This window comes from Neisseria sp. S1 (genome assembly GCF_048060015.1).
Lineage (GTDB): Bacteria > Pseudomonadota > Gammaproteobacteria > Burkholderiales > Neisseriaceae > Neisseria > Neisseria arctica.
The window spans coordinates 61,375-71,166 of sequence record NZ_JBLUPI010000013.1 but is presented as its reverse complement, the minus strand read 5'-3'; the positions used below and the strand labels follow the sequence as shown (position 1 = coordinate 71,166).

Sequence of the window (9,792 nt, the reverse complement as noted above, 5' to 3'; positions counted from 1 at the left end):
TTGACCGAAAATCTTTCCCTTTATTCTTGAAAGAATGCGAATTTCGTTTTAACTTTGGTACACCAAAAGAGCAACTTAAAATCTTGCGAATTTGGTGTGATATTTAAGGCTAATCTAATACAGCCCCATTAAAATATATGCCAAGCTGTCTGAAAACCTATGATTAATCCATAAACGGTTTGAAACCCTTAAACACGATTATGAAAAAATTCTTTTACGCTCTGCTTTCCTTATTTGCATTGGTCCAAACGGCATGGGGGATAGATGCATCCAAACTATTACCACCCGAACAGGCATTCATTCCCCAAGTTATCGCAACCGGACAAGGAATCAATGTCCAATTTTCAATTGCAGACGGCTATTATCTGTATCAATCTAAAATCACTGCCGATACCTCTCCTGCCGGCTTTTTGAACAGTCCGCAATACAGCCGCGGAGAAATTAAAGAAGACGAATTTTTCGGAAAACAAACGGTTTATCATCAGGCGGCACAAATTAACTGGCCATACAACCGTGTACCGCAACCTTATATCCTCACCCTCAGCTACCAAGGCTGTGCCGATGCGGGAGTTTGCTATCCGCCGGTTGAAACCACTTTTAATATCGGCAGCGAGGGAATTTACCAACCCGAAACACTACCATCCAACCGTGTAGACCGTTTCCTTGCCCCTTCCGATAACGCGCCTGCAAGCTCTACTACCCGAAGCAATAGCCGGTTTACCTTATCGTGGGATACTCTGAATGCCAATTTATTGGCATTTTTTCTGGCCGGTTTGGGGCTAAGTTTTACAGCCTGTATGTATCCCCTGATTCCGATTGTTTCCAGTATCGTAGTCGGTGATAAATCCGCTTCCAAACAACGCGCTTTTACTTTGTCGTTCATATATGTACAGGGCTTGGCGCTCACCTATACATTGGTTGGTGTCTTCGCAGGACTTACAGGTGCGTTGCTAACCGTATGGTTGCAGCAACCTTGGGTGGTATTGGCCGCATCAGTATTAATGGTCATACTGGCCTTAGGAATGTTTGGTGTATTCAGTATCCAACTGCCGTCATCATTACAAAGTTATTTCCAACAGCAAAGCAGCCGCCTATCCGGGGGCAAGGTAGCATCTGTATTCGTGATGGGTATGCTCTCAGCACTGATCGTCGGTCCTTGTGTTGCTCCACCGCTGGCATTCGCACTCGGCTATATCGGGCAAACCGGAGATGCAGCCCTTGGCGGCTTAGCGCTTTATACGTTGGCCATCGGCACCGGCACACCGCTAATCCTGATCGGTACTTTCGGCGGCCATATTCTGCCTAAAGCCGGCACTTGGATGAACGGCATCAAATACGCATTCGGCTTTATCCTGCTCGGCGTTGCCGTCTATTTGGCTACTCCTTACCTGCCTTATTCCGTCATAGCAACACTTTATACATTGCTAATGATCATTCCCGCCGGATTAATGCTGGCAAAATTACCGAAATTAACAGGCCGTCTGAAATCTTTCAGCCTGATAGCGGGTATCGTCTTGTTGGCCGGGGGATCTTGGTTCGGCTATCAAAGCATTAACCGACAAAGTACCGCTCTGCATCATTTTCTTACGCTGAATCCTACTACCTCTACGGGCAATCATATTTATGGACATGTATTTACGGATGTCGGCGAACTCAAAGCAGCCATGCAAAGGGCTTTGGATACTAATTCTAATGCTCCCGTATTACTGGATTTCTATGCCGAATGGTGTATTTCATGCAAAGAAATGGCAGCCTACACCCTTAATCAGACAGAAGTCGCCGAAGCCGTAGATATGAACCGTTTCTTTACGATAGACGTAACGGCAAATACGCCGGAACACCAAGCCCTACTTAAAGAATACGGCCTATTCGGCCCTCCGGGAATTTTTATCATTCGTGCGGACGGCAGTCGTAGCGAGGCTTTGCTGGGTTTCGTCAAGCCCGCCGCATTTATCGATTGGTATCAAACCCATCGGGAAGCACCATAAACACCCATATCAAAACAAAATCAATAAAAAAACGGATTCCAAACTAAAATGGAATCCGTTTTTTTATTGGCTTAAATCTTATCTGTTTACTAATTTTTCAGACGGCCTTAATCCAGAGAAGCAATACAATCATCTAAAACCATCTGCCGTCGATTTAAGCTTTTTCTGCGTAATGCTTCAGCAGCTTACTAAACTCAGCACCCGTTTCAGGATGCTTCAAACCATAAGCGAGGGTAGCTTCCAAATAGCCGATTTTGCTGCCGCAATCATAGCGTGTACCGTCAAAAGCATGCGCCAACACAAATTCATGATCCAACAAACGGGAAATACCGTCGGTCAGCTGGATTTCATTACCCGCTCCACGGGGCAGATTAGTCAGCAAATCAAAAATACGCGGCGTTAAAATATAGCGCCCCACTACAGCCAAGTTAGAGGGAGCTTCTTCGGGTTTAGGTTTTTCAACAATATTGGTAATGCGCTGATAGCTTTTTAATTGCTCTACTTCAACGATACCGTAAGAACCTGTTTGGGAAGGTTCGACAGTCTCTACGCCCAATACGCTGTTACCGGTTTGGTTATATACTTCCACCATTTGTTTCAAAGCCCCTTTGGGCGCATCAATCAAATCATCTGCCAGTACAACTGCAAATGGTTCATCATTTACTGCCGCATGCGCGCACAATACTGCATGTCCCAGCCCCAAAGCTTCAGCTTGGCGGATATACAAACAAGTAACATTGGAAGGCAGGATATTTTGCACATAGCTCAATAATTTTTCCTTATTGCGCATTTCCAATTCAGTTTCCAGCTCATAAGCTTTGTCAAAATGGTCTTCAATACTGCGCTTATTACGGCCGGTGATAAAAATCATTTCGGTACAACCAGCCTCTAATGCTTCCTCAACTGCATACTGAATCAGGGGTTTATCTACAATCGGCAGCATTTCCTTCGGACTGGCCTTAGTTGCCGGCAAAAAGCGGGTTCCCATACCGGCTACCGGAAAGACGGCTTTTTTAATAGGTTTCATTATGTTTCTCCCAAAAATTAAAAATGTAAAAATACACTGAGAATATTTTCATATTTAAAACGACAACCGAATAGCATATTCTATATATTATCTGTTGCCATTAATACTAAGAAAGCAGTCATGCTTCCACATTAACTTTGCAATAGAGCCAATAGCCCGCTCTCATCCAATACCGCTATGCCTAGACTCCGGGCTTTTTCCAATTTACTGCCGGCTGCCTCACCTGCAACCACATAATCGGTTTTTTTCGATACGCTGCCCGATACTTTGCCGCCGGCCGCTTCGATCATGGCCTGAGCCTCATCACGTTTCAGATTCGGCAATGTACCCGTCAACACAAAAGTTTTGCCAACAACTTTATCGCTTAGGCCGTCTGAAACCATTTGCTGGCCGCCTTCAGACAAAATTTCTGTTAAAAAATTCTGTATTTGCTCTAATAATACTTTATTTTTAAGTTGGCTGCGCCATTGCTGCCATTCGATCGGCAAAGCCTTATCGTGCAACAATCCTTCTACACTACAGCCTGCCAAGTCCCACAATGCCGCTGCCCGAGTTTCGCTTAATTTAAAATCAGGCAGCCTTGCCAACCAACGTTGCGGAGCTGCATATTCGACCGGATTCAGAACAACCGGCTGGCTTTTCGGTAATACGCCAACAGCCAACAAATCATCCAGCATTGTATTTTGTTCGGGGCTGGCAAAAAACTGTGCTACCGAATGCGCCACCACACCGCCGATATCCGGCAAACAGGCCAATAACGGCTCGGGGGCGCGGCGTACACGCTCTAAAGAACCGAATGCCTGAGCCAACACTTTGGCAGTTCTTTCGCCAACATGACGGATGCCCAAAGCAAATAAAAATCTTGCCAAATCAGGTGTTTTACTAGTCTCGATACCGGCCAAGATATTTTCCGCCCACTTGGTAGGCGAAGATTTTTTCTGAACCTCTGTTTTTACCGTATCCGTTTCCTCAACGGTACCGTTTTCCTTCATTCGCTGTAGTATCGGAACATTCAAACGATAGATGTCGGCAAAATGACGTACTAAATCTTGCGCTACCAAAGCTTCAATCTGTTTTTGCCCCAACCCCTCGATATCCATAGCTTTTCTTGAGGCAAAATGAATCAATCCCTGTGCACGCTGTGCCTGGCATAACATTCCGCCGCTGCAGCGTGCTACTGCTTCGCCTTCTTCCCGCTCGATGCCGCTTCCGCAAATCGGACAGGATGCCGGCAAACTATAAGGAGGATATTTAGGTACCTGCCCGACAGTATTATCCTTCTCGCCAAACAAATCCGGTTGGCCTCCCGCATCTACCGATTGCACAATCATCGGCCGCCGCTCTGGTACAATACGTACGACCTCCGGAATCACATCTCCTGCACGGCGCACCACAACGGTATCACCTTCGCGTACATCTTTACGGCGCGCTTCTCCCTCGTTATGCAATGTAGCATTAGTAACGGTTACCCCGCCCACAAATACAGGTTTTAGCCGCGCCACAGGTGTAACAGCACCGGTACGCCCCACCTGAACATCAATCGCTTCAACCACCGTTAATGCTTCTTCCGCCGGAAACTTATGTGCGATTGCCCAACGTGGAGCACGGGATATATATCCAAGCATATCCTGCTGTGCCAGTGAATTGACTTTTACCACCATACCATCGATTTCATACGGTAATTCAGCCCTATGGGCAGATACGGTCTCATAAAATGCCAGCACCGAACCAATATTGTCAAAACAACCGAAGTTTCCATGAGGCAGACTGAAGCCCAATGTGCTTAAATATGCCAATTCTTCACTATGCTCGCTACAAGTATTGCCTCCCTCGATACGGGCAATACCGTAGGCAAAAAAATGTAAGCGGCGACGGGCTGTAATACGTGAGTCTAACTGGCGCAAACTCCCGGCTGCCGCATTACGCGGATTGGCAAATATTTTCTGCCCTTCCGCCTCTTGCTTGGCATTTAAAGCAGCAAAATCAGCCTTTAACATCAATACTTCACCGCGTACTTCAATCATTTCAGGTACGTTACTACCTTGTAAGCGCAACGGTACATTGCTGATTGTTCGTACATTTTGAGTTACATCCTCACCGGTCGAACCATCTCCCCGTGTTGCGGCTTGTACCAACACACCGTTTTGATACAACAGGCTAACTGCCAAGCCGTCAAATTTCGGCTCGATGACATATTCATATTCCACTCCGCCCAAACCGCTCTTTATGCGCTCGTCAAAAGCCAGCATCTCGGTGTGATCAAACACACCATTTTCATCTTGCGGGGAAAAAGCATTATTTAAGGAAAGCATAGGCACTGTATGCACAACACTATCAAATCCCGCCAACGGCTGCCCGCCTATCCGCTGGGTGGGGCTATCCTTCTCTCGGTATTGAGGATATTCAGCCTCTAAAGCTTGTAATTCCCGAAAAAGTTTATCGTACTCGGCATCAGGTACACTGGGCGTATCCAATGTATAGTATTCGTAAGCATAACGATTAAGTAGTTCGGTGAGGGAGCGGATGCGTTGAACTGGATTTTCCATAATAACAATGCCGTCTGAAAGCTGAACAAAGTTTTCAGACGGCATTGTTATCTAACCGACTGAAACCGTTATATAAATAAAAATCAAATATCTGATACGACTACCATATTCACAGTATCCGAACAAACAATGATTTTAAATAAGGCTTAAGATAACCCGGCAGCATCCTCAAGATTAATGGCTGACATGGATATTCGGGATATCTAAACTTAAGCTGGATATACAGATACAAAGCGGGTGCACTAAAAATGATGCACCCGCTTCTTGAAAAACTATTTAACCGTTAAGAAAACAAGCGTTGTGCCAAATCACTACCCGGCTCTATGCCTACTTTCTGCATTTCATCTTGCCGCGCCAATACATAATTACGGACTTCTTTCAACCATTGGGTAGAAAGCTCTTCCAAACGGTCGTTTACCAAATCCAAGCTTAAATTGCTGGAAAGTTTAACCGCCAAATCCATGAAGCGGTTGAACTGTTTTTCTCCTGCCGGCACATGCGGAATATCAAACAGCATGCTGAAACCGCGATAAGCTTGGCTGGATAAGAGGCTTGCGGTAAATGCCGAATTATCTAAGTTGGTGATTGTAAACAGAGGTTCGCCCTGTTCGCTGCAAAGATGGAAAGCTCCGTCGGCCCCTAATTCGAATCCTAAGCCCTCTACAGCCGCTCGTAATTCCGTACCGCTCACGGTGCCTCGCGATACCAAATGCATAGCAATCGTATTATCAACACGGGCACATAACTCATCCAGGGGGCGGGCTACGTTTAAGAAAGCATCCACATCTGTCAACATCAAACCGCCGTTCATTTTTTCTGCAAAACTATTAGCCTGCTCGCCAAAATGTTCCAAATCCTGTACGGTAGCCAAGCCATTGCGACTGATTGCCTGCAAACCGATAACAAAACCTTGATAATAAACGCTCGGAATCGGCTCTGCGATTTGGAAACGGTCATCCATAGTACAACCGGCAATTTGGAAACGGTGGCGGTTGGAAAGGCGGGGAATCGCATGGAGCTCCTGCGGTTCGCTTAAAGAAATATAAGCCATATAATCGAAGCGCGGGTCAAACCAAGGCAATTGCAGCTTGGTCAGATCATTTAAATCAAGCAGCATTTTTTTCTTGCCGTACAACTTGGTTTGAGAAGGCTGCGGTACAGCTACTTTTTCAAATGCGAACGCCTCACGGCTTTTCTCTTCTTCTGCCGCCAATACAGGCTCGGCATATGTTTGCGGTTCAACATCGAAGTCATCTTGCATTTCGATTTCCACATCCGGCTTGGATGCTGCCGCCTTGCTCACTTTAGCAGTAAACAAATCGTCTTCCACCGCTGCCTTTACCGATGGTTTGGATGCGGGAATTTCTGCCTCGGACAAATCTTTTTTGCGCGGCGCACGCAAAGGTGTATTTTGAACACCTCCTTGCTTACCATCACGTACCGATGCAGGCTTGCTGCCCAAAAGCGCATCTTGGTCGGCATGGCCGAATTGCTCGCGCACTTGTTGGCGGTATTTGTTTTCCTGATACATGTTGTAAATAATCAAGCCGAGAATCACGGCTGCACATAAAACCAGAATAATCAGGGTAGTATCATTCATAAATTCAAGCCTGTTTTTTTATATATTGGAAAGGCACCTAAAACGCTGTGCCATGCTTTTTTCGGCAACCCGCCCAAGCAGAAAATCTGCCTTGTCTGTTATTTTAAGACGTATCGTTAACCGAAACGCCGCTTAAAACCGTTTAAAACCAAATGCTATTTAAATTTAAAAGCCGTGTTTATATAGCGAGGTATCTTAAAATTACCGATACCGTTTTTTCAGACGGCATTTTGTCAATCTTCAAACGCTTTTTATGTCATTTACGCGCAATTATAACGAAAATTTAACCTATCTGACAGCATTTAGGCGTTTAACGTACAACGTTTAGTCCCCAATGGCCTACACGCTCCCAGTCGAAAAAATGCCCGGGATCGGTTTTTCTGTCTGGTGCGATATCCTGATGTCCTGTAACCGCCTCAATCGGATAAGCAGATGCAAGGGCTCGCAGCAGCTTACCCAAACATTGATACTGGGCTTCGGCAAAAGGTTCAAAGTCACAACCTTCCAATTCGATACCGATTGAAAAAGCATTGCATTTTTCACGCCCTTGAAATGAAGAAATACCGGCGTGATAGGCCATATCGTCACATGAAACAAATTGTACCGCCTCACCCTGCCTTGTAATTAAAAAATGGCTTGATACCCTCAATTCGGTAAGAACACTGAAAAAAGGATGGGAATGCGGATCAATACTATTGGTAAACAATTGCTCTACTGCACCATTGCCGTATTCGAAAGGTGGTAATGAAATATTATGCAACACCACCAACGAAACTTTTTCGCCATGTTCACGCTTGCCGAAATTCGGCGAATCAACCCGGCGAGCGGGCAGCCACCAACCCTGTCGCCAATTTTCCGTATTCATAATCATTATTTGACTTTCAGACGGCCTGCTCAATATCTTTTGTATATTATTCAAAATAAAAAGAGAAAATACAGCCGAATCCCTCTTTTCTATTTAACTCAACATGTAATAATTTATTTCTCCGCTTCCGTATCAGAACGGGCTTTGAACGCCATCGCCAACGAATTGATACAGTAACGTTCACCCGTAGGCGGAGGTCCGTCCGGAAACACATGCCCCAGATGTGCTTCGCACCTGCTGCAACGTACTTCCTCTCGTACCATACCATGGCTTAAATCGCGCACACGGTAAGTGCTGCCTATTTCCGCCTCATCAAAAAAAGCCGGCCAGCCACAATGGCTGTCAAACTTTTGCTGTGATTTAAACAAAAGCGCTCCGCAACAGGCGCAATAGTAATCACCATGTTCATAAAAATCATTATAAAGTCCGCTGAAAGGGCGCTCCGTGCCCGCTTCACGAGTCACATAATAAACCTCAGGTGAAAGCTCCGCACGCCACTCTTCATTACTTTTCCTGACCTTATCCACGCTTTACCTCCTCAGCCGGCCACTGTAATTTATCAAGAATACTTTATCTGAGCATAGCACAGTCTGCATTTCAGCTTTATACTGTCGCCAAATTTTTCACGAAAATAATCCGAACAAATATCCTACCATGTTGAAAAAAGCATTTAAATGGCTACTGGGCCTGTTTATTTTATGTACGTTGGTTTTTGCGGGACTTCTCTTTGTTCCCAAAAGCAACGAGCAAATTTACCGTATGCGCGTTGAAAAAGGGCAAGGTATTTCAGCCGTAAGCCGAAAATTGGCAGATGAAAATATTGTTTATAACCGCCATGTCATGCTAGTCGCGGCCTACCTCACGGGCGTGCACAACCAACTACACAGCGGCACCTACCGTTTGCCTAAGCAAATTTCCACATGGCAAATTCTGCAACGCCTGCGCGACGGCCGCCCTGATACCATTACTATCCGCATCACCGAGGGCATGCGTTTTTCACAAATGCGCAGCATCATCAACAATACCGCTGACCTCAAACACGATACCCAAGGCTGGAGTGATGAAAAACTATTAAAAGAAATCGATCCCTCTCCTCTAAGCAATAATCCCGAAGGGTTATTTTTTCCCGACAGCTATGAAATAGATGCAGAAAGCAGCGATTTGCAAATCTACCGTCTTGCTTACCGTACCATGCAGCGCCATTTGCAAGCCGCATGGGATGAGCGCCAAAGCGGCCTGCCATATAAAAACCCTTACGATCTCTTGATTATGGCCAGCCTGATTGAAAAAGAAACCGGCCATGAAGCCGACCGACGCCATGTGTCGGCCGTATTTGTCAACCGCCTCAATATCGGTATGCGTCTGCAAACCGATCCGGCTGTTATCTACGGCATGGGCAGCCGCTATAATGGCCGTATCCGTAAAGCGGATCTGCAGCGTGATACCCCCTACAATACCTATACACGCGCCGGACTCACCCCCACTCCGATCGCCTTACCCGGAAAAGCAGCCCTAGAAGCTGCCGCCCACCCCTCTCCTGAAAAATATCTCTACTTCGTCTCACGCATGGATGGTACGGGGCTTAGCCAGTTTAGCCATAATCTGGATGAACACAATGCCGCGGTACGCAAATATATTTTGAAAAAATAATACCCACAGCAATAAAAAAGAGGCCGTCTGAAAATTGGTTTTCAGACGGCCTCTTTATGATAACGGATATATTATCCGGCACTATTTCGCTATAATCCTCCCATTAATACTCCCGA

General features: G+C 45.8%; 7 protein-coding genes and 1 pseudogene. 3 read left to right on the top strand and 5 right to left on the bottom strand.

All coding sequences use genetic code 11. The features are described 5' to 3' along the window. Positions 1-107: pseudogene (locus ACEPPX_RS09985) on the top strand (IS1595 family transposase); the annotation flags it as partial. Between the two features lie 93 nt (positions 108-200). Then, entirely contained in the window at positions 201-1,988 is a 1,788-nt protein-coding gene (dsbD, locus tag ACEPPX_RS09980; protein WP_416623888.1) for a protein-disulfide reductase DsbD, read from the top strand. A 154-nt stretch (positions 1,989-2,142) separates the two neighbouring features. On the opposite strand, the gene galU is transcribed toward dsbD, so the two are convergent. The 5 genes from galU to msrB all read right to left on the bottom strand — a co-directional run bounded on the left by galU (position 2,143) and on the right by msrB (position 8,553). After that, complete coding sequence (galU, locus tag ACEPPX_RS09975; RefSeq protein ID WP_047760565.1) at positions 2,143-3,015, bottom strand: UTP--glucose-1-phosphate uridylyltransferase GalU; 873 nt, start codon at positions 3,013-3,015, stop codon at positions 2,143-2,145. A 131-nt stretch (positions 3,016-3,146) separates the two neighbouring features. Further along, positions 3,147-5,561 carry an NAD-dependent DNA ligase LigA gene (gene ligA, locus ACEPPX_RS09970; RefSeq protein ID WP_416623887.1) on the bottom strand — a complete coding sequence of 805 codons (2,415 nt, stop codon included), beginning with the start codon at positions 5,559-5,561 and terminating at the stop codon, positions 3,147-3,149. 283 nt (positions 5,562-5,844) lie between these two features. Next, positions 5,845-7,146, bottom strand: a complete 1,302-nt coding sequence (locus ACEPPX_RS09965; RefSeq protein WP_416623894.1) for a cell division protein ZipA C-terminal FtsZ-binding domain-containing protein — start codon at positions 7,144-7,146, stop codon at positions 5,845-5,847. Positions 7,147-7,471: 325 nt separating this feature from the next. Beyond that, entirely contained in the window at positions 7,472-8,059 is a 588-nt protein-coding gene (ampD, locus tag ACEPPX_RS09960) for a 1,6-anhydro-N-acetylmuramyl-L-alanine amidase AmpD (protein ID WP_416623886.1), read from the bottom strand. Between the two features lie 80 nt (positions 8,060-8,139). Continuing rightward, on the bottom strand, positions 8,140-8,553 hold the full coding sequence (gene msrB, locus ACEPPX_RS09955; RefSeq protein ID WP_047760568.1) for a peptide-methionine (R)-S-oxide reductase MsrB: 414 nt from the start codon (positions 8,551-8,553) through the stop codon (positions 8,140-8,142). Between the two features lie 127 nt (positions 8,554-8,680). On the opposite strand from msrB, the gene mltG reads away from it, so the two are divergent. Beyond that, complete coding sequence (gene mltG / locus ACEPPX_RS09950; RefSeq protein WP_416623885.1) at positions 8,681-9,676, top strand: endolytic transglycosylase MltG; 996 nt, start codon at positions 8,681-8,683, stop codon at positions 9,674-9,676. Positions 9,677-9,792 lie beyond the last annotated feature (116 nt).